Origin of the sequence: Brachybacterium sp. p3-SID1565 (assembly GCF_025143785.1) — a bacterium.
Taxonomy (GTDB): Bacteria; Actinomycetota; Actinomycetes; order Actinomycetales; family Dermabacteraceae; genus Brachybacterium; species Brachybacterium epidermidis.
Genome location: NZ_JAMBDS010000027.1, coordinates 1 through 19,687 on the forward strand (window position 1 = coordinate 1; position 19,687 = coordinate 19,687).

The window sequence follows — 19,687 nt, forward strand, 5'->3', positions numbered from 1 at the left end:
TGCTCCGGGCCTGTGGGACGCCTCGGAAGAGGCGCGTGCAGGAAGTCGGAGGGGGCCTCTCCGTTAGGATCGCTCCATGACTTCCACCCAGTGCGCTTCCCCCCAGTCGTTCCGGATCGGAGACGTCCCGGTCGGTGTGCAGCACCCTCCCTTCGTCGCCGCGGAGATGTCCGGCAACCACAACGGCGACCTCGGCCGCGCCCTCGCGATCGTCGACGCGATCGCGGAGACCGGCGCCCCGGCGATCAAGCTCCAGACCTACACGGCGGACACGATCACCATCGACGCCGACGGCCCCGCCTTCCGCATCACCGACAGCCACGGCCTGTGGGGCGGACGGAACCTCTACAGCCTCTACCAGGAGGCGCACACCCCGTGGGAGTGGCACGAGGCGATCTTCGCCCGCGCCCGCGAGCACGGCATGATCCCGTTCTCCAGCCCCTTCGACGACACGGCCGTCGACCTGCTGGAGGACCTCGGCGCCGAGGTCTACAAGATCGCCTCGCTCGAGATCGGCGACATCCCGCTGCTGCGCAAGGTGGCCCGCACCGGCAAGCCGGTGATCCTCTCCACCGGCGCCGCCGACGCCGGCGACGTGGACCTCGCCGTCAAGACCCTCCGCGCCGAGGGCAACGACCAGATCGCCGTGCTCGGCTGCACCTCCTCCTACCCGGCGACCGCCGAGGCGTCGAACCTGCGCACCATCCCGGTGCTCGCCGACACCTGGAAGGTCGTCGGCGGCCTCTCCGACCACACCAAGGGCATCGGCGTGAGCGTCGCGGCCGTCGCCTTCGGCGCCGCGATCCTCGAGAAGCACGTCACGCTGCGCCGCGCCGACGGCGGCGTCGACTCCGACTTCTCCCTCGAGCCCGAGGAGCTGAAGGCTCTGGTCGACGAGTCCTACGCCGCCTGGCTCGCGCTCGGCGAGGTGCACGTCGGCCCGACGAAGTCCGAGGCCGAGTCCCAGCGCCTGCGCCGCTCGCTGTTCGTGGTGAAGGACGTGCGCGCCGGCGAGGAGATCACCGCGGAGAACGTCCGCTCGATCCGCCCCGCGGGCGGCCTCGAGCCGCGCTATCTCGACGTGGTCCTCGGCCGCACCTTCGCGAAGGACGTCGAGCGCGGGACGCCGCTCAGCTGGGATCTCGTCTGATCAGCACGTCGAACGCGCCGTCGTCGCGATCCGGATCGAGCACGTAGCCGGCCCCGGCGAACAGCCGCTGGGACGGCAGGTTGTCGGGAAGGATCGCGGCGACGACGACCGCGCCGGGGTGACGTGCCCCGAAGGCCGCCTCGCCGGCGGCGAGCACCGGACGGGAGAGCCCGTGACCGCGCGCCTCGGGGGCGAGGGTGATGGACACCTCCCACTCCTCGCCCGCCGACGCGCCCTCCAGCGCGTCGAAGCGCACGGTGCCGACGGGCGCGCCGCCCCGCTCGACGACGTACAGCTCGCGGGACGGGTTCTCCAGCGTTCGCGCGTACCAGCCGGAGTGGGACTCCCACGGCACCGGGTCGGAGTCGCGGGAGACCATCCGGGTCTCCGGGTCGTTGCGCCAGCGCAGCAGCAGGGGCGAGTCCGACGGCGTCGCGGGCCGCGCCGCGACCGGCGCCTCCGCCGCTCCGATCCGTCGCGCGAGCGCCGCGTCCCAGGCGGCGACGATCCGCTCCGCGCCGTGGCCGTCGACCTTCTCCCGGCCCACCGGGGTCCAGCTGCGCATCGCGCGCAGGTCCGCGACCGCCCGCTCCACCTCCGCGGTCGCTGCGGGACGGTCGGCGCGCACCTGCTCGAGGGTGCCGAGCCCGCGGGCGATCCGCTCGGCGAGGGCGGCCTCGTAGCCGGCGCGCTGGTTCTCCACCACCGCGACCAGCAGGCTCGGCACGCCGATGCAGGCCAGCTCCCAGGCCGTGGTGCCCGCGGCGCTGACCACGAGGTCCGCCGCGCTCGCCCGCTCGAGGAAGGCGGGGGAGGGGGCGAGCAGCTCGACGTCCTCCCCGGCCTCGGCCCGGACCGCATCCCAGCCGTGCTCGGGCGCGATGACGCTCACGTGCGCGACGCCCTCGGCGGCGGCGCAGACGGCGGCGAGGGTCCCGGCGGCGCCGGTCGCGTCGGTGCCGCCCATGACGATCAGCACCCGGACGCCGCGGCTGACGTCGTGGTCCTCGTCGACCCGCTTCTCCCGCGCCGCGCGCACCTCGGCGCGCATCGGGGCGTAGGCGATGCCGAGGAGCACCTCGCCGCTGCCGTCCTCGGGGCGGCCGATTCGCTCGGCGCGGATCGTGGAGTCGACGACGACGTCGGCGGGGCGGCGGCCGAAGGTGCCGTCCTCCATCGAGGACAGCAGCGCGCCGCCGGCACGCACCTGGTCCCGGGCGTCGGCCCCGATCGTGTAGTCGTCGACGTGGACGACGCTCGCGCCCTGCTCGGCGGCGAGGATCCCGAGGTCCTCGGGCGCCGCGGTCACCTCGAGACCGGACTCGGCCAGCAGGTGCCGGGCGAGCGGCGCCTCGATCGAGCCGGCGACCACCACGGTGTGCCCGGCGGCGCGGGCGGCGTCGGCGACGGAGAGCGCCCGCACCAGGTGGCCGATGCCTCCCGACGGGGTCGCGTCGCATCGGATCGCGACGTGGGTCATCCGTCGGCCAGCTTCTTCTGGCGCACGCCCGCGTTGATCCGCGTGATGTCGGGGCGCGAGCGCAGCAGGTCCACCACCTCGTGCCACGCCGGCGCGCGGTCCCCGAGCTCGGCGACGACGGCGTCGAGCATCTCGCCGTCCTCGACGGTGTCCAGGGTCGCCCGCAGGTCGTTCGCGGCCGGCTGGACGACCAGGCCCATGGTGCGGAAGTAGCGCTTGGAGTCGTAGAGATAGGAGGTGACGTGCGTGCGGTGGAAGCTCTCGGCCTCCGCATCGGCCGTCAGCAGCGCCTCCCGCGAGGCGAGCTCGACGTCCAGGCCGCGCGGCAGCGTGCGCACCAGCGTGGTCGCGGTGTAGTCCAGCGAGGGATCGGCCTTCCACAGCCCCACCACGGCGGAGATCAGCGAGGGGTCCGCCAGCGGGCAGTCCGCGGTCAGGCGCACCACCGCATCGGCCCCGGTCTCCTCCAGGGCGAGCACGAAGCGGGAGAGGACGTCGTCCTCGCTGCCGCGGACCACCTGCACGCCCAGCTCCTCGCCGAGCTCGGCGACGGCGTCGTCCCCGGGGGCGGTGGACGTCGCCACCACGACGTCCTCGATGCCCGAGGCGGCGCGGGCGGCCCGCACCATCCACCCCAGGACCGGTCGGCCGCCGAGCGGCCGGAGCACCTTCCCGGGGAGGCGGGAGGAGCCTGTACGAGCTTGGATCACTGCGACGGTTCGTGTATCGGTCACCGTGCCATAATGGCACGCGCGTCCCGGGTCGCCCGGGTGCCGCCCCAACCCCGTCGACGAAAGAGATCTGCATGTCGCTCCTCAGCGGTGCCTCCATCCTCATCACCGGTGGGACCGGCTCCTTCGGCAAGGCCTTCCTGCGTGAAGTGCTCGACAACCACAACCCGCGACGGGTCGTCGTCTTCTCGCGGGACGAGCTGAAGCAGTACGAGGTCCGCAACCAGTTCGGCAACGACCCCCGCCTGCGCTGGTTCATCGGTGACATCCGCGACGAGCGCCGCCTCGCCCGTGCGCTGAAGGACGTGGACTACGTCGTCCACGCCGCCGCGCTCAAGCAGGTCGACACCGCGGAGTACAACCCCTTCGAGTTCGTCAAGACCAACATCCTCGGCAGCCAGAACGTCATCGAGTCGTCCATCGACGCCGGCGTGAAGAAGGTCGTGGCCCTGTCCACCGACAAGGCCTCCAGCCCGATCAACCTCTACGGCGCCACCAAGCTCACCGCCGACAAGCTCTTCATCACGGGCAACCACTACGCCGCCAGCTACGACACCCGCTTCGCCGTGGTGCGCTACGGCAACGTGATGGGCTCGCGCGGCTCGGTCATCCCCTTCTTCCGCCGCCTCGGCGAGGAGGGCAAGCCGCTGCCGATCACGGACATGACCTGCACCCGCTTCTTCATCACCCTGCCGCAGGCCGTGCAGATGGTGATCGACACCTTCGAGCTCATGCAGGGCGGCGAGCTGCTCGTCCCGCGCATCCCCTCCATGAAGGTCACCGACCTCGCCCAGGCCGTCGTGCCCGGCGCCGAGATGGTCGACGTGGGCCTGCGCCCCGGCGAGAAGCTCCACGAGGAGATGATCAGCCCCGAGGAGGGCCGCCGCGCGGTCATCATCGAGGACGGCAAGTACTTCATCATCCAGCCCGACCTCGCGACCTGGGGCTACAAGGCCCCCGAGGGCGCCGTGCCGGTCGAGCCCGGGTTCTTCTTCCGCTCGGACTCCAACGACCAGTGGTACACCCAGCAGGAGATCGCGGACATCATCGAGGGAGGGATCTGAGGTGCTGCCGTACGGACGTCAGTCCATCGAGTCCGACGACATCGCGGCCGTCGAGGCGGCGCTGCGCAGCGACTGGCTGACCACGGGCCCCGAGGTCGACCGCTTCGAGGCGGCGATCGCCGAGCGCGCGGGCGTGGAGCACGCGGTCTCGGTCACCTCCGGCACCGCGGCGCTGCACGTCGCCTACGCTGCTGCGGGCATCGAGCCCGGCGACGAGGTCGTCACGACCCCGCTGACCTTCGTCGCGACCGCCGCGGGCGCCGCCCTGCACGGCGCGAAGATCGTGTTCGCGGACGTCGACCCGGCCACCGGCAACCTCGACCCCGCCGCCGTCGAGGCCGTGGTCACCGAGCGGACCAAGGTCATCGCGGGCGTCGACTACGCCGGCGTGCCGGTCGACGGCACGGCCCTGCGCGAGATCGCGTCCCGGCAGGGCGCGCTGTTCCTCGAGGACGCCGCGCACTCCATCGGCTCCACCCAGGACGGCGTCCCGGTGGGCTCCCTCGCCGACCTCACGACCTACTCGTTCTTCCCCACGAAGAACCTCACCACCGCCGAGGGCGGTGCCGTCGTGACGGCCGACGCGGACCTCGCCGCCCGCGCCCGGGCGTTCAAGAACCACGGCCTGGTGCGCGACAAGGCGGTGCAGCGATACCCCGACGAGGGCCCCTGGCACCAGGAGGTCCACAGCTTCGGGCTGAACTACCGCCTGCCGGACGTGCTCTGCGCGCTGGGCACCAGCCAACTCGCGCGCCTCGATGCGTTCGTGGCCCGCCGTGCCGAGGTGAAGAAGGCCTACGACGAGGCGCTCGGCGACCTCGAGGGCGTCGACATCCCGGCCGTGCCCGAGGGGGCGGCGCCCGCCTGGCACCTCTACCCGCTGCGCGTCCCCGCCGAGCGGCGCCGCGCCATCTTCGAGGCCATGCGCGAGCAGGGCATCGGGGTGCAGGTCAACTACATCCCCGCCTACTGGCACCCGGTCTTCGATGATCTCGGCTACCAGCGCGGGATGTGCCCCGTGGCGGAGGACTACTACCGCCGCGAGATCTCACTGCCGATGTTCCCGGCGCTCACCGACTCCGATGTCGAACGCGTCATCGAGGCTACCCGGGTGGCCGTGGCAGGCTGACTCCTGTCTGAGGGTCACTGCCCCGGATCGCACTCGATCCGGATGAGCCGGGAGTGCTCGGTCTCGAACACGACCGTCCCCAGATCGTCCCCGCGTTCACCGATGGACCTGAACGCGGGGTCGAACTGGTAGAGCAGCCTTTCCTGGTACACGTAGCCGATGCCCTGGTCGAGCAGTGCGCGGCAGTGCGCGGGGGAGGAGCCGGCCAGCGGTACCGCCTCGATCGCGGCCCGGTCGGAGTCGTTCAGCGCGACTCCGGCGACGGGCAGGTATGCGGGCAATCCGTGCAGTGCGTACATGTGGGCCGCGCCGGAGTACGGGCTGGCGAGGATGGACCGGTCGCGGTCCAGCTGCGGGGCGGTGCGTGCGAACTGCGCGAGCTCGTCGGCCTGCAGGAAGCGACCTCTGCCCGGGTAGTGCTCCGCGAGGTTCTTGGCGGCGTTGTCCAGACGCGTCGGGATCGAGGAGAGGGCCGCCACCGTCGCGAGGACGACCAGCACAGCGATCACAGGCCGGCGTCCGCGCGCAGCATCCACGTCGAGGGTCCGCCGCAGCAGGCCCGCCCACGCCTGCAGCCCGGGGACCACGAGCAGTGCCGACAGCATCGCCAGCGGGATGGCTATCCGGTCCTGACCGCGGAAGTAAAGCACCGACAGGTTCAGGGGCGAGTCCACCGCTGCGTCGAGGTACATGACGGCAAGCACGAGCCAAGCCACGGTGAGCCACCGCTGCGGGGTACGCAGTGCTGTCACCAGACCCGGCCACCACAGGGCGGCCATGACCACGCCGAGGGCCATCGGCCACACGGTCAGCAGTCCCAGGCCGACCTCGGCGAGGGCGTTCCACCACGGCACCTGGAGACCACCGGCGAAACCCGTCACCCGCGCGCCGAGCGGGGTGTAGGCCAGGACGGCCACAGGGAGCATCGCCAGCACCGGCACGGCGATCAGCCAGGGTCGCCTCCGCCACTGGGGGAGCCCCGTCACCGTCGTCAGCACTGCCAGCAGGATCAGGGCCGTGACAGCGACGTTCGGATGCAGGAGGGCGAGCCCTGCTCCTGCCAGGCCGATGGCGAGGAGCGCCGCGATGACAGCCTGCCGTGCAGGGGCCGGTGCGATCCCGCCCCGAGGGGGACGTGCCGCCTCTTGCGGCGCAGGATCCGCCTGGGCCGCAAGAGCGGTCCACAGCGCCACGGCGCCGGCCAGTGCCCCGGACAGGGCCGCGAAGCCGGCGAGGTTCGGGACCGGGGAGAGGTGGATCCACAGGTTCACGGGGCTCGCGGGGATCAGCGTCGCGACCAGGGCGACGGCGGGCGGCGCCCACGTCACCCGGGGGAACACCACCCGTGCCAGCAGTGCCGTCCCCAGGATCCAGGGCACCAGCGCCAGGGCGAGCACCGTGCCGTTGAGCACGATCGGGATGTCGACGAGGGGAACCAGTGCGGCGAGGTCATGGAAGGCAGCGGGGTAGGAGGCCGGACGGCCTGCGGTGTTCGCCACCGCGTTCAGGTTCAGGCTCGAGGCGTTGCCGGTCTCGCGGATGTATGTCAGTGCCGTGAGGTGGAACAGCGTGTCGTAGCGCTCCAGGACGGCATCGGGTCGGCCGGCACGGGCGGCGATGGGGCCGATGGTCACCGCGAGTGCTGCGGTGAGGGCGCCGATCCAGGCCACCAGGGCCGCGGGGGAGCGGCGGGCCACCAGGGGCCCGTCGAGCAGTGTGGCGGGAAGTCGCACGCCGCGGCGGGCGAGGATCCACGCCGCCAGGACGAGGACCGCGCCGGACCCTGCGAACGACAGCCATGACCAGTCGAGTCCGACCACCGGTGCGACCATCGCTCCGATCCCGGCCACCGCGGCGCTGATCGCCGGGGCCAGGGACAGTGCCAGGAGTCGAGATCCTGCCAGTGCCCTGACCGTCCAGAAGCCGGGCAGGTACGCAGCGACCAGGACGAGGAGGACCGCGATGACGAGGTGGAACAGGTCGGTCATCCGTACTGCTCGTCAGGGGTCCGCTCAGGGTGGTGGGGGAGGTCTCGGTGGACGTCCAGGGATCGCTCAGGTCCCTGCACCGCGGGCCGATGCGCGCTCAGCGAGCGCTCTCGGTACTGCACGGCTGGTTCGGCCTCGTCGATCGCCAGGCGCCGGGCCAGATAGGTGGTGCGCTTCTCCGCGGACTTCGTCCGGGCCTCCTGAAGCGCCAGGAACCCCAGCAGGACCAGGACGGTCGTGTAGAGCAGCAGGTCGGCTCCTCGTCCTACGCCCACCAGGTTCGCCACCCGGGTGAGGACGGTGGGGAACAGGACCGTGAGCACAGCGAACACAGCGAATGCGATGACCAGCAGCCGGCGGACCGCCAGCTGCTTCGCGCCGCGCTTGATAAAGAGCCAGGCGACGATCACCACGATCCCTGCCATCAGCAGCAACTGGATGATGAATGTGCGCCCGCTCACCCCGACCGTCGGGCCGAGAGCCTGAAGGAGATTGTCCACGGCGACAGGTTATCCTCCTCGGGCGTACGGGTATCGACCGCCGACCACCCCGAGCACGAGGAGAACCCATGAACAGCGCTGCCCCCTCGCGCGAACTGTCCGCGCCCGGGGCCGACACGACCTGGTTCGTGGTGCCGCTGTTCAATGAGGGCACGGTGGTGGGCGACGTGATCCGCGATCTCCGCAGCCGCTACCCGCTGGTGGTGTGCGTGGACGACGGAAGCCACGACGACTCCGCCCGGATCGCAGCGGAGGCCGGGGCGGCCGTGGTGCGCCACCCCTACAACATGGGGCAGGGTGCCGCCCTGAAGACCGGCATCGACTACGCGTTGCGCGACCCTCACATGCGCCAGATCGTCACCTTCGACTCCGATGGCCAGCACCAGGTGGAGGACGCCGCCCAGATGATCGCGCTGCGGGAGCAGGAGCAGGTGGACGTCGTGCTCGGTTCTCGCTTTCTCGATGCGCGCACGAAACCGGGACTGATCAAACGCCTCGTGCTGTGGGGCGCGGTCCACTACTCGAACCTCACCAGCGGCGTGAAGCTCACCGATACCCATAACGGCCTGCGGGTGTTCGGACGCGAGGCCTGCGAGAAGATCACCATCGAGCAGAACCGGATGGCGCACGCATCCGAGATCGTCGAGGAGATCGGCCGCCACCAGCTCACCGTGCGCGAGCACCCCGTGCACATCCTGTACACCGATTACTCGCGCTCCAAGGGCCAGCCGATCCTGAACTCAGTGAACATCGTCATCGACATGCTCTTCCGCTGAGTTCGGCTCGGCTCAGCTGCCTGCCGACACCTCGGCACTCCCGTCGGCGATCGAGCCGAAGAACGCAGCCACATCGTCTTCGTCGGTGAGGATCGCCACCCCGGAGTGCCGGGTCTGGAAAGCCGGATTTTCGATCGGCAGTACGGGCATGGCGCCGTCGGCCATCGCACCACGCGCCGACAGCCCCATCACCCCCACGTCCACGATCCCGGTGCCCTCGCTGGTGGTGAGGGCATCGGACCCGGCTCCCGCCAGGCGCACCTGCGAGACCGGGTTCAGCAGCACGCCGGGGGAGGACACCCGGTCCATGAGCGCCCCCACGAACTGCTGCTGGCGCTGCTGGCGACCCAGGTCGGCTGTGGGGTCGAAGTAGCGGGCGCGCACGAAGGCGAGGGCCTGCTCCCCTCCCACGTCGTGGCAGCCCTCGGCCATGCGCAGACCGGAGCGCTCGTCGTCCACGTCCTGGTCGATGCACAGGTTCACGTGCCCCACGGCGTCCACGACGTTCTGCACGCCGTCGAAGCCGATCTCGACGTAGTGGTCGATGGTCAGCCCGGTGAACTCCTCCACCGTCTCCACCAGCAGAGGCGCCCCGCCGAAGGCATAGGAGGCGTTGAGCTTGTACCTGCCGTGACCGGGGATCTCCACCAGCGTGTCGCGAGGCAGCGAGACCAGGTAGTCGGTGCCGTTGGGCGCCTTGTGCAGCAGCATGATGGTGTCGGTGCGCACCCCCTGGGTGCCGTCGTCCGCGACGGCGTCGCCTTCCCGGCGGTCCGAGCCGGCGATCAGGTAGGTGGTGCCCGGTGTGTCCGCGCGCCCGGACAGCGCATCCACGTGATCGATCCGGCTGTCGGCCCACAGCAGCAGGCCCGCGCCCCACCCCAGCACCGCCACCAGCAGCAGCGCCGTCAGCACTGCGCCGAGCCGCACGGGACGGGGGATGCGGGAGCGGCGTCGTCGCGGTCGGGGGCCGGAACGGTGCGGACCGGGCGGGACCGCCCCCGGTGCGGCCGGGCGGGAACCCTCGCGGCGGGAGCCCCGGGGCTCGGGGCGGCCCGGGGTGGCCGTGGCAGTGCCAAAACCCGTGCTCGCGGCCCCGGGGTCGTGACCCTGGCGCGGGAGGGGCCGGGTGGCCTGCTCCTCGGGATGTCGACGCGTCGCGGGGGCGGGCCGGCGGTTCGGGCTGCGCGGTCCGCGCGGAACACGGGGCACGGGGCGGGCGCTCCCGCCCGCCCTGGCCCGGTGCCCGGGGCGGCGCGGTGCGCCGTCCTCGGGAGTGCGCGCGGGCTGGTCCTCGGACATGGCCGTCGCCCCCCTTTTCGTGGTCCGGTTCCTCGTGCCGGGTATCGACCCGTCGCCGGGCCGGTGATGACGTCGCGGCGGCGGCCGCGGTGGACAGGGTAGCCCCTCCACCCGCCCGCACCGAGGAGCGAGCGAGGTGCCGACGAACCTTTCGCGAACCTTCACAGCTCGTCCTCGTGCGGGCCCCGGCGCACCAGCAGCGATCCGTAGACTGGTCCCGCGCCGCCCGGGCGGCCGCAACGATCGCAGGAGGCGCCGTGACCCATCCCCCCGCCGCAGGCAGCGAGACCGCGCATGCCGAGGCATCCGCCCAGCGCGTGGTGGCGGTGGTCGTCACCTACAACCGCGAGCAGCTGCTGGAGGCATGCCTGGACGCCCTGGCGGCGCAGGAGCGCCGCCCCGATGCCGTGGTGGTGATCGACAATGCCTCCACGGACGCCTCGGGGCGTGTCGCCGAGGAGCACCAGGTAGGGGCCGATGTCGTCCACCTGCGCCGCAACGTGGGCGGGGCCGGGGGCTTCGCCGCCGGAATAGCCCGGGCCCTGGTACGGCACGAGGCGGACTGGGTATGGGTCATGGACGACGACACGATCCCGCGACCCGGGGCGCTGGCCGCCCTGCTTCGCGCCCTCGAGCTCTCCCCGGTGCGGCTCAGCGTGCTCAGCTCGCGCGCCGTGTGGACGGATGGCCGGGACCACCCCATGAACAGGGCCCGCAACCGTCTGGGCGCGAGCGCTCAGGACAAGCGCGACGCCGCCCGCGCGGGAGGCCGACCCATCCGTACCGCCAGCTACGTCTCGGCCCTGCTGAACGCCGAGGACGTGCGCCGTCTGGGGCTTCCGTACGCCGACTACTTCATCTGGTCGGACGACTTCGAGCACACCGGCCGACTGCTTCGCCACGGCCGCGGGATCCACGTCCCCGACTCGGTTGTCGAGCACCGCACTGCCCGCTTCGGCGACGCGCAGGCCAATCCCGGATCCCGCTTCTACTTCGATGTGCGCAACCGGATCTGGGCGCTGCTGCGCACCTCTTCGTTCTCCCCGGTGGAGAAGGTGCTGTACGGCGGGCGCACCGCCCTGGGCTGGGTCATCCGCCTGCTGCGGCACCGCGGGGACCTGCTCGGGGTGGGATTGCGCGGGGCGCTCGCCGCCGCACGTCGCGGCCCCCGACCCTCGGCCGTGGTGCTCGAACTCGACGGCGAGGCCGCTGCCGATGTGCGCCGCATCGAGCGCGCCGCCGGCCGGTGAGCATGCCGCCATGACCATCGCCAGATCCCACGGCGCGCCGTTCAGCGTGCTGATGCCCCTGTGGGGCGGTGACGATCCCGCCTGGGCCGAACGGGCCATCACCTCGGCCACGCTCTCCCAGCAGCTGCGGCCCGATGTGCTGATTCTCAGCATCGACGGCCCCCTTCCCTCGCCACTGGAGGCACTCGTGGAGCGCGTGGAGGCGAAGGAGTTCGGCCCGGCCCGCGTGCTGCGCCATCAGACGCACCGCGGGATAGCGCCCACCCTGCAGGACGGGCTCGGCGCCGCCCCCACTGAGATCGTGGCGCGGGCGGACGCGGACGACATCTGCCGGCCCGAGCGTTTCGCCCTGCAGATCCCCCGCATGGTGCGGGACGAGCTGGACCTGCTGGGCGGTGCCATGCGGGAGTTCTCCGATCGTGTGCGCCCGGGCAGCGGGCCCCTCCGCGCTCGACCCTTGAGCCAGCACGAGATCGAGGCCTATCTCCCGCATCACTCGCCGTTCCACCACCCCACGGTGGTCCTTCGCCGATCCACGGCTCTTGCCGTGGGCGGGTACCGCGACCTGCCGCTGCTGGAGGACTACTGGCTGTGGGAGCGGATGATGCTGGGCGGGGCACGGATGGCGAACCTGCCGCAGGTGCTGGTGGACTATCGGGTCGACGACGCGCTGTTCGCGCGTCGCGGGGGGCTGAGGCTGCTGGCCAGCGATCTGCGGCTGCAGAGGATGATGCTGAAGGACGGCGTCACCGGCCCGGCCCTGTGCCTGCGCAATGTGGTGCTGCGCGCCGGGTACCGCCTCGCTCCGGGGTGGGCGCGCCGTCTGGGCTACCGTCGGTTCGTCGAGACAGGATCGGACGCGTCGAGCCGTTCGGGTGAGAGCACAGACGGATGACGGTGCGCACACCTCGCGGCGCGCCGAGCCCACCTGCGGTGCCCGCCCAGCCGCTCCGCTACTGTGAACGTAGCCTCCGTCGAGGCGCTGGACCATGCGAAAGGACCCTCTGTGGCGACCCCTGACCTGCTGATCGTCGGATCCGGACTGTTCGGACTGACCATCGCCGAGCGCGCAGCCAACGAGCACGGACTGAGCGTCACGATCATCGATCGTCGTGACCACCTCGGCGGCAACGCCTACTCCGAGCGGGACCCGGAGACGGGCATCGAGGTGCACAAGTACGGTGCCCACCTTTTCCACACCTCGAACCAGCGGGTGTGGGAGTACGTGAACAGGTTCACGAGCTTCACCGGCTACCAGCACAAGGTCTACACCACCCACCGGGGCGTGGTGTACCCGATGCCCATCAACCTGGGCACCATCAACCAGTTCTTCCAGGCCGCCCATACGCCGGACGAGGCCCGGGCGCTGATCGCCGAGCAGGCCGGGGAGTTGGCGGGCGCCGATCCGGAGAACCTCAACGACAAGGGCATCTCCCTGATCGGTCGGCCCCTGTACGAGGCATTCATCAAGCACTACACCGGCAAGCAGTGGCAGACGGACCCCAAGGACCTGCCGGCCTCGATCATCAGCCGCCTGCCCGTGCGCTACACCTATGACAACCGGTACTTCAACGACACCTACGAGGGGCTTCCCACCGACGGGTACACGGCCTGGCTGGAGCGGATGGCGGACCACCCGAGGATCGAGGTGCGGCTCTCGACCGACTTCTTCGACACCACCCAGGAGCTGAACCGCGACGCCGTGCGCGGTCAGATCCCTGTGGTGTACACCGGCCCGGTCGACCGCTACTTCGACTACTCCGAGGGAACCCTTGGCTGGCGCACCATCGACCTGGAGACCGAGCACCTCTCGACCGGTGACTTCCAGGGCACCTCGGTGATGAACTACGCGGATGCGGATGTCCCCTACACCCGCATCATCGAACCCCGCCACTTCCATCCCGAGCGCGACTACCCGACGGATCGCACCGTCATCCAGCGCGAGTACTCCCGCTTCGCCGAGTCCGGCGATGAGCCGTACTACCCGATCAACTCCGGCAAGGACCGCGAGACCCTGCTGAAGTACCGAGCGAAGGCCGAGAACGAGCCGCGCACCCTCTTCGGCGGTCGCCTGGGCACCTATCAGTACTTGGACATGCACATGGCGATCGGCTCGGCCCTCTCGATGGCTGACAACAAGCTCGCCGATCTGCTGCGCGGCTGAACCGCCGGAAGGACTCCACGATGACCTCCACCTCCGCTGCGAAGAGCGCTCCCGTCGAGCACCGTGTCATCCAGCGCCTGCTGATGCCGCTCGAGCCGACTCCGGACGTGCTTCCTCTCTACATCGAAGGCACGCCCTCGCGGGCCGCGACCTCGGCCAGCGCCGTCTACACCGACTCCTCCGGCGCCACCCGCTCGCATGAGGCCCAGAGTCAGACCTCCGTCTTCGACGACTCCACGCTCGGGGCGGAGGAGAGCTTCCCCCGCCACGGCGCCCGCATCCCGGCGGGCGAGATGCGATCCTTCGGCACCTACTTCAACGCGTTCCCGGCCGGGTACTGGAGGCGTTGGACGCCGGTGCGGAAGCTGCGCCTGACGATCGTGACCCGCGGCGCCGGACGCCTGATCGTGTTCCGCTCCAACGCGCGCGGTTCCTTCCAGCGGCAGGACTTCGCCCAGGTGCAGGAGGGCGACGAGACCACCAGCATCTTCGACCTCCCGCTGACCGCCTTCGGCGACGGCGGATGGTACTGGTTCGATGCCTACTCGGGAGCCGGTGGTCTGGAGATCATCAGCGCCGAGTGGAGCGCGGATGCCTCCCTGGCCCGCCAGGATGGCACCTTCTCCCTGGCCATGACCACGATGAACAAGGTCGAGTACGTCCTGGAGAATCTCAAGACGATCTGCGAGGCCACTGACCTGCGTGCCAAGCTGGACGCGCTCTACATCGTCGATCAGGGCAGCGACCGGCTGCGCGAGCACGCCGAGCAGATCGCCCCGTACGTCGAGGCGATGGGTGATCAGCTGCGGATCATCGAGCAGGGCAACATCGGCGGCTCCGGCGGATTCTCTCGCGGGCTGTACGAGGGCGCGACCAACGGCCGTTCTGCCTACGCCATCACCTGCGATGACGACGTGGCCATCGAACCCGAGTCGATCCTTCGCATGGCGACCTTCGCGGACTTCGCGACCAAGCCGACCCTGGTCGGCGCCCACATGTTCGACATCAACAATCGCTCGGTGCTGCACGCCTTCGGCGAGAAGGTCGACCGCTGGACCATCCAGCAGGGCACCCCTTCGGCTGAGGCGGTGATGGGACATGATCTGGCTGCGCATCCCCTGCGCGAGACCGCCTGGATGCACCGTCGCGCCGACGTCGACTACAACGGCTGGTGGATGTGTCTCATCCCCACCGAGGTGCTGCGCGAGATCGGCCTGGCACTGCCGGTGTTCATCAAGTGGGACGACACCGAGTACGGGCTGCGCGCCAAGAAGGCCGGCTATCCAACAGTGTCGCTGCCGGGCGCCGGTACCTGGCACGTCAGCTGGACCGACAAGAACGACGCCATCGACTGGCAGGCGTACTTCCATCAGCGCAATCGCCTGATCACGGCGTTGCTCCACTCGCCCTACACGCGCGGCGGCGGCGTGGTCCTGGACTCACAGGGCATCGACCTCAAGCACACCCTGTCGATGCAGTACTCGACCGAGCTGGTGCGCCTGCTCGCCCAGGAGGACCTCCTGCGCGGCCCAGAGGTCCTGCACGAGGAGATCGGCACGAAGCTCCCACAGGTGCGCGCCATCCTGGCCGAGCACACCGATGCCGCGGGCAAGGCCGATCCGGAGGACTTCCCAGAGGTCAATGAGGGCAGGCCGCCGAACAAGGGCCGTCCGATCACGGCCCCGCGCCGTGTGCTGCTGCCGCTGTGGATGGTCAAGTCCCTGGCGAAGCAGACGCTCAAGCCCGTGCGTGAGGAGTCCCGAAAGGGGCCGCAGGGCCTGATCCCGGCCCAGGACGCGCAGTGGTGGACACTGTCCGCATACGACAGCGCCCTGGTGTCCAACGCCGAGGGCTCGAAGATGTTCTGGTACAAGCGTGACCCCAAGCTGGTGCGCAGCCTCCTCGCCCGTGGTGCCGCGGCGCACATGGAGCTGACGCGTCGCTGGCCCGAGCTGCAGCGCCGGTACCGAGAGGCCGCTGCTGAGCTCGCCTCCTTCGAGGCCTGGGAGCGCACTTTCGCCGCGAACGCCGTCGAGCCGGCTGTGGACCCGGAGCAGGCCCCTGAGGAGGGGCGCACCGCGTGAACGACAGCGTCGACGTCGGCGGGGTCAGCCCGGCGCTGCGCGCGCCCTCCCGTGCCGAGCAAGCCGAGGGCTGGCGCGCGCCCGGGCAGGACGCCGGTTGGTTGAATCCCATCAAGGAGCGCTTCCTGCTGCGCCTGCTGGTCAAGAAGGAGCTGCGGGTCCGCTACCGAGGCAGTGTGCTGGGCATGGTGTGGAGCTACGTCAAGCCCGCCGTGCAGTTCATCGTGTTCTACATCGCGCTGGGCGTCTTCCTGCAGCTGCAGCGGGACACCCCCGCCTACGCGGTCTACCTGTTCAGCGGCATCGTGGTGGTCAACCTGTTCGGCGAGGTGTTCGGCAACGCCACGCGTTCGATCACCGGCAACGGGGCACTGGTGGCGAAGATCTATCTGCCCAGCCAGCTGTTCCCCTGGGCCAGCATGATCGTGGCTCTGGTGCACTTCCTGCCGCAGCTGCTGGTGCTGGTGGTGGGCGCCCTGCTGTTCGGCTGGCTGCCCTCCCCGACAGCTGCTGTCGCCTTCGTGCTGGGACTGGTGATCCTGGTGGTGTTCACCATGGGGCTCGGCATGCTCACCGCCGCACTGAACGCCGCCTTCCGCGACGTGGAGAACTTCGTGGACCTCATCGTCATGGTGGCGACCTGGCTGTCCCCCGTCCTGTACCGCATCTCCATGGTGGAGGAGGCGATCGGCGGGACGATCTGGTGGTGGCTCTACCAGCTGAACCCGCTCACCATCGTGGTGGAGCTGTTCCACGTCGCGTTCTGGCGCTACGGGCCGAGCGTCGTGGAGGCGACGGCCTCGGACCCCTCGCTGACCATGCCCGGCGAACCGTTCGGCCTGTGGTGGGCGGGGCTCCTCATCGCCGCGGTGACCTTCGCCCTGGGCACCATCGTCTTCGAGCGCTCCAAGCGGCGCTTCGCCCAGGAACTGTGAGACAGGAGCCGCGATGATGGACACCGACGCCCCGGGCACCCCTCCCGCATCCACCGTGGTCGAGCGCGAGATGGTGCGCATCGAGCACGTCACCAAGAACTTCTCCCTGCGCCACGACCACTCCCTCAAGGAGCTGGTGTTCTCCGCGCTGCAGAAGAAGAAGCTCGCCGACACCTTCCTGGCGCTGGACGACGTGGACCTCACCATCCGGGCGGGGGAGACGGTGGGCCTGATCGGCTTCAACGGCTCCGGCAAGTCCACGCTGCTGAAGACCATCTCCGGGGTGTTGTTCCCGGATCAGGGGCGGGTGCTGCTGCGGGGGCGCGTGGCCGGCCTGATCGAGGTGGGGGCGGGCTTCCACCCCGATCTCTCCGGCCGGGAGAACGTGTACCTCAACGGGGCGATCCTGGGGATGAGCCGCGAGCAGATCGAGGCGAAGTTCGACGAGATCGTCGCGTTCAGCGAGATCGAGGAGTTCATCGACACCGATGTGAAGTACTACAGCTCGGGCATGTTCCTGCGCCTGGCGTTCGCGGTCGCCGTGCACACCGATCCTGACATCTTCCTGGTGGACGAGATCCTCTCGGTGGGCGATGAGCCCTTCCAGCGCAAGTGCCTGGCCCGGATCCGGGAGCTGCAGGAGGCCGGCCGCACCATGGTGGTGGTCTCCCACGAGCTGGACATGCTCACCGAGCTGTGCAGCAGGATCGTCGTGCTCAGCAAGGGGGTCGTGGTGTTCGACGGCGACCCGGTCGAGGCCGTGCGGGTGCTGCGCGAGAGCTGATGGGACGGCAATGGACCCTCCCGGTGCGCGACTCTCTCAGCGCTGGGGACGAACTCAGCGCTGGGAGCTGCACGCGCGGCCGGTGACCTGCTCGTCCGCTGCCCGGCGCTCATCGACGCGAGAGGCGGGGCCGACGATGCCGCCGCCTGCCAGCAGTGCCCCGAGCACCTGCGGCACGGCGTCCAGACCGTCGTCCTCGACCAGCAGGCGCGCCGGTGGGCCAGGCGTCCCCCCGGCGAGGTCGCTCCCGTCCACCGGTTCAGCTGAGGGGCCCGACCAGGCCGGCAGCGCGATGGCCAGACGGTCCGAGCTCGCACGCACCTCCTGCGCCCAGTCGTGCACCAGCGGTGGCAGCTCTGCGCTGAACCGGGCGGCGAGGGAGATCGGATCCACCGCCAGCACCTCATCGGCGTCCTCGACCGGGCCGGAGCCGGGGCGGTCGCTGATCAGCACCTCGGGTACCGGTGAGGGGGCATGGGGGAGAAAGGCGGTCGCTCGGACGCCGTCGGCCGCGCGCGGCGTCCCTCCCAGCGACCACACGGCCAGTGCCAGCACCAGGCGCTTCCAGTGCGCCGGGAGGTCCAGGACGACCTCGGTGCCGGGTGCGAGGGCGATCTCGTCATGCAGGTGGCCGATGGACTTGATCACCCAGTTCGCCAGCACGTGGCCGGACAGCTCCACCCGGCCCTCTTCCTCGTACCAGGCCAGAGCGGGGCGGGGGCCGGTGCGTTCGAGGGCTGCCAGCAGTCCGGAGGCGGCATCGGAGGTGGAGGGGGTCGAGGGTGTCAAGGGTGTCGACGGTGTCGAGGAGGTCATGGTGCGGTCTCCGGGGTGATGTGGATCTGGACGTAGGGCAGGGGGGCGGCAATGGCCTCGGCCCCCAGGGCCGTGCGGATCCGCTCCGCGAGGGCGCCGGCGGCCAGCCAGTGCTGCGGCCCGTCCCCGGCCGGATGCACCTCGATGCGTCGTGGCCCCACCAGACGCGCACGGGCAGTGGGCGAGCCGGGCCCCTGCCCCTGGGGGGCCGGGGCGTCCTCGTCGGTAGGGGGTGCCTCGGTGCGGTCGATCAGCGCCACCGCGAGGGCCCTGGCGATGCGCTCGTCCGCGGGTTCGGGACTCATCCGGGCGATCGGCTCACGATCGGCGGGGACGCCCATGGCCTGCCACACGGACTCCAGGCTGGGGCGTCGGAACCAGTCCTCGCCCCCGGTGCGGGAGAGGGCAGCGGCCGGCACCTGCACGTCGCCGTCGACCACGTGCTCGGCCAGTCCCCGTACCAGCGCGAGCGGCACCCGCTCGGACTTGCCCTTGACCAGGTCGGCGGCCGCGGCGATCTCATCGGCGAGGTTGCGCACGGTCACCGACAGCGATCTCCCCGAGCCGTCGACGCTTCCGCGCAGGTCCTGCAGCGAGCGCAGGCCCGCCGCGCCCAGTGCGATGTCACCCACACCGACCCGCCACACGCGCGAGGAGGTATCGGTCAGCACCACGGCCAGTCGCAGCCCGAGGGCGTCCTGCAGTGCGGTCCGCAGCTCTGCAGCGCATGCGTCCGGGTCCGGGGGCAGCAGCAGGGGGCCGCCAGGTGCGTTCGAGGAGTCCACCCCGGCGGCGGCCATCACCGGACCGGAGGGGATCTGGGCGATGGTGGTGACCCGATGGGTGTGGAGCCGCCGTGCGACGATCCGGACGGAGGACTCCTCCACGGCACGCTCGCGCAGCTCCGGGGAGGTCACCAGCCCCAGGGACTTGGAGACGATCTTGGTGGAGATGCACAGCACGTCCCCGGTCTCGACCCCGGCGGCGCGCAGCGCGGGGAGCAGGGCCTGATCCAGCCGGTCACCGGGCTGGATCTCGCCGATCCCGGTCACGGGGACGGCATGGATCCGGGTGGGGGTCTCGATCACGGCTCCTCCCGCTTGACGCACACGAACCACACGGGTGTAGTTTAGGTGGGCAACAGGCCGGGCATGCATGATGACCCACCGCCAGTCACGAGCCACGGCATCCAGTCACGAGCCACGGCATAGGGAGGAGACGCACCGATGGACAAGGACGCCGTCACCGAGTCGCAGCGCACCGAGCTGTCTCTGCTGGACTTCGCCGTGGAGCAGGACGAGGCCGAGCTGTCGTGGCAGGAGCGCGCCCTGTGCGCGCAGACCGATCCCGAGGCCTTCTTCCCCGAGAAGGGCGGCTCCACCCGGGAGGCCAAGAAGGTGTGCGTCTCCTGCGAGGTGCGGGCCGAGTGCCTCGAGTACGCCCTCGAGAACGACGAGCGCTTCGGGATCTGGGGCGGGCTGTCCGAACGGGAACGACGCAAGCTCAAGCGCCGCGCAGTCTGACATCCTGAGCG

The 19,687-nt window shown here is 70.7% G+C and carries 18 protein-coding genes; 11 read left to right on the forward strand and 7 right to left on the reverse strand.

Annotation, left to right across the window (positions count from 1 at the left end):
• Positions 1-76 precede the first annotated feature (76 nt).
• Positions 77-1,150, forward strand: coding sequence for a pseudaminic acid synthase (pseI, locus tag M4D54_RS07920; RefSeq protein ID WP_193864668.1), 1,074 nt, complete (start codon positions 77-79; stop codon positions 1,148-1,150).
• Here pseI and M4D54_RS07925 read toward each other — a convergent pair.
• Both M4D54_RS07925 and M4D54_RS07930 read right to left on the reverse strand, forming a co-directional pair.
• Positions 1,131-2,630: a bifunctional UDP-2,4-diacetamido-2,4,6-trideoxy-beta-L-altropyranose hydrolase/GNAT family N-acetyltransferase gene (locus M4D54_RS07925; RefSeq protein ID WP_259890897.1), complete on the reverse strand. Its 1,500-nt coding sequence runs from the start codon at positions 2,628-2,630 to the stop codon at positions 1,131-1,133. The genes pseI and M4D54_RS07925 overlap by 20 nt on opposite strands.
• Positions 2,627-3,364 (reverse strand): cytidylyltransferase domain-containing protein, encoded by a 738-nt coding sequence (locus M4D54_RS07930; protein ID WP_193864670.1) that lies wholly within the window; start codon positions 3,362-3,364, stop codon positions 2,627-2,629. Before M4D54_RS07930 ends, M4D54_RS07925 begins: the two co-directional genes overlap by 4 nt.
• Positions 3,365-3,435: 71 nt before the next feature.
• On the opposite strand from M4D54_RS07930, the gene pseB reads away from it, so the two are divergent.
• Positions 3,436-4,425 (forward strand): UDP-N-acetylglucosamine 4,6-dehydratase (inverting), encoded by a 990-nt coding sequence (gene pseB / locus M4D54_RS07935; protein ID WP_193864671.1) that lies wholly within the window; start codon positions 3,436-3,438, stop codon positions 4,423-4,425.
• A 1-nt stretch (position 4,426) separates the two neighbouring features.
• Positions 4,427-5,554, forward strand: coding sequence for a UDP-4-amino-4,6-dideoxy-N-acetyl-beta-L-altrosamine transaminase (gene pseC, locus M4D54_RS07940; protein ID WP_193864672.1), 1,128 nt, complete (start codon positions 4,427-4,429; stop codon positions 5,552-5,554).
• 14 nt (positions 5,555-5,568) lie between these two features.
• On the opposite strand, the gene M4D54_RS07945 is transcribed toward pseC, so the two are convergent.
• Complete coding sequence (locus tag M4D54_RS07945; protein WP_259890898.1) at positions 5,569-7,542, reverse strand: DUF6541 family protein; 1,974 nt, start codon at positions 7,540-7,542, stop codon at positions 5,569-5,571.
• A complete protein-coding gene (locus M4D54_RS07950) occupies positions 7,539-8,042 on the reverse strand; it encodes a DUF2304 domain-containing protein (RefSeq protein ID WP_017823763.1) in 504 nt (167 codons plus the stop codon). Before M4D54_RS07950 ends, M4D54_RS07945 begins: the two co-directional genes overlap by 4 nt.
• A 68-nt stretch (positions 8,043-8,110) precedes the next feature.
• Here M4D54_RS07950 and M4D54_RS07955 point away from each other — a divergent pair, with 68 nt between their 5' ends.
• On the forward strand, positions 8,111-8,818 hold the full coding sequence (locus M4D54_RS07955) for a glycosyltransferase family 2 protein (protein ID WP_259890899.1): 708 nt from the start codon (positions 8,111-8,113) through the stop codon (positions 8,816-8,818).
• A 12-nt stretch (positions 8,819-8,830) separates the two neighbouring features.
• Here M4D54_RS07955 and M4D54_RS07960 read toward each other — a convergent pair whose 3' ends face one another.
• A complete protein-coding gene (locus tag M4D54_RS07960; protein ID WP_193864675.1) occupies positions 8,831-9,748 on the reverse strand; it encodes an LCP family protein in 918 nt (305 codons plus the stop codon).
• A gap of 629 nt (positions 9,749-10,377) precedes the next feature.
• Between M4D54_RS07960 and M4D54_RS07965 the strand changes: the two genes are divergently transcribed.
• The 6 genes from M4D54_RS07965 to M4D54_RS07990 all read left to right on the forward strand — a co-directional run bounded on the left by M4D54_RS07965 (position 10,378) and on the right by M4D54_RS07990 (position 17,337).
• Positions 10,378-11,370 carry a glycosyltransferase gene (locus M4D54_RS07965; protein ID WP_193864676.1) on the forward strand — a complete coding sequence of 331 codons (993 nt, stop codon included), beginning with the start codon at positions 10,378-10,380 and terminating at the stop codon, positions 11,368-11,370.
• A gap of 10 nt (positions 11,371-11,380) precedes the next feature.
• Complete coding sequence (locus M4D54_RS07970; RefSeq protein WP_259890901.1) at positions 11,381-12,265, forward strand: glycosyltransferase; 885 nt, start codon at positions 11,381-11,383, stop codon at positions 12,263-12,265.
• A gap of 111 nt (positions 12,266-12,376) precedes the next feature.
• Entirely contained in the window at positions 12,377-13,534 is a 1,158-nt protein-coding gene (gene glf / locus M4D54_RS07975) for a UDP-galactopyranose mutase (RefSeq protein WP_193864678.1), read from the forward strand.
• Between the two features lie 20 nt (positions 13,535-13,554).
• Entirely contained in the window at positions 13,555-15,618 is a 2,064-nt protein-coding gene (locus tag M4D54_RS07980) for a glycosyltransferase (RefSeq protein WP_193864679.1), read from the forward strand.
• The gene (locus tag M4D54_RS07985) at positions 15,615-16,553 is read left to right on the forward strand and encodes an ABC transporter permease (protein ID WP_259890903.1); all 939 of its coding nucleotides are present in this window, start codon (positions 15,615-15,617) and stop codon (positions 16,551-16,553) included. Before M4D54_RS07980 ends, M4D54_RS07985 begins: the two co-directional genes overlap by 4 nt.
• Before the next feature lie 13 nt (positions 16,554-16,566).
• Positions 16,567-17,337 carry an ABC transporter ATP-binding protein gene (locus M4D54_RS07990; RefSeq protein ID WP_259890904.1) on the forward strand — a complete coding sequence of 257 codons (771 nt, stop codon included), beginning with the start codon at positions 16,567-16,569 and terminating at the stop codon, positions 17,335-17,337.
• A gap of 54 nt (positions 17,338-17,391) precedes the next feature.
• On the opposite strand, the gene M4D54_RS07995 is transcribed toward M4D54_RS07990, so the two are convergent.
• Entirely contained in the window at positions 17,392-18,126 is a 735-nt protein-coding gene (locus M4D54_RS07995) for a TIGR03089 family protein (protein WP_193864680.1), read from the reverse strand.
• A 23-nt stretch (positions 18,127-18,149) separates the two neighbouring features.
• Positions 18,150-19,241, reverse strand: a complete 1,092-nt coding sequence (locus M4D54_RS08000; protein WP_259890905.1) for a coenzyme F420-0:L-glutamate ligase — start codon at positions 19,239-19,241, stop codon at positions 18,150-18,152.
• A 138-nt stretch (positions 19,242-19,379) separates the two neighbouring features.
• Between M4D54_RS08000 and M4D54_RS08005 the strand changes: the two genes are divergently transcribed.
• Positions 19,380-19,676 carry a WhiB family transcriptional regulator gene (locus M4D54_RS08005; protein ID WP_284690620.1) on the forward strand — a complete coding sequence of 99 codons (297 nt, stop codon included), beginning with the start codon at positions 19,380-19,382 and terminating at the stop codon, positions 19,674-19,676.
• The last annotated feature ends 11 nt before the right edge of the window (positions 19,677-19,687 follow it).

What these genes read in the sequence shown, in the direction of transcription:
- pseB (WP_193864671.1), top strand. Translation starts at nt 3,436, where the DNA reads ATGTCGCTCCTCAGCGGTGCCTCCATCCTCATCACCGGTGGGACCGGC.
- pseI (WP_193864668.1), top strand. Translation starts at nt 77, where the DNA reads ATGACTTCCACCCAGTGCGCTTCCCCCCAGTCGTTCCGGATCGGAGAC.
- M4D54_RS07955 (WP_259890899.1), top strand. Translation starts at nt 8,111, where the DNA reads ATGAACAGCGCTGCCCCCTCGCGCGAACTGTCCGCGCCCGGGGCCGAC.
- M4D54_RS07980 (WP_193864679.1), top strand. Translation starts at nt 13,555, where the DNA reads ATGACCTCCACCTCCGCTGCGAAGAGCGCTCCCGTCGAGCACCGTGTC.
- M4D54_RS07945 (WP_259890898.1), bottom strand. Translation starts at nt 7,542, where the DNA reads ATGACCGACCTGTTCCACCTCGTCATCGCGGTCCTCCTCGTCCTGGTC.
- M4D54_RS07970 (WP_259890901.1), top strand. Translation starts at nt 11,381, where the DNA reads ATGACCATCGCCAGATCCCACGGCGCGCCGTTCAGCGTGCTGATGCCC.
- M4D54_RS07925 (WP_259890897.1), bottom strand. Translation starts at nt 2,630, where the DNA reads ATGACCCACGTCGCGATCCGATGCGACGCGACCCCGTCGGGAGGCATC.
- M4D54_RS07990 (WP_259890904.1), top strand. Translation starts at nt 16,567, where the DNA reads ATGATGGACACCGACGCCCCGGGCACCCCTCCCGCATCCACCGTGGTC.
- M4D54_RS08005 (WP_284690620.1), top strand. Translation starts at nt 19,380, where the DNA reads ATGGACAAGGACGCCGTCACCGAGTCGCAGCGCACCGAGCTGTCTCTG.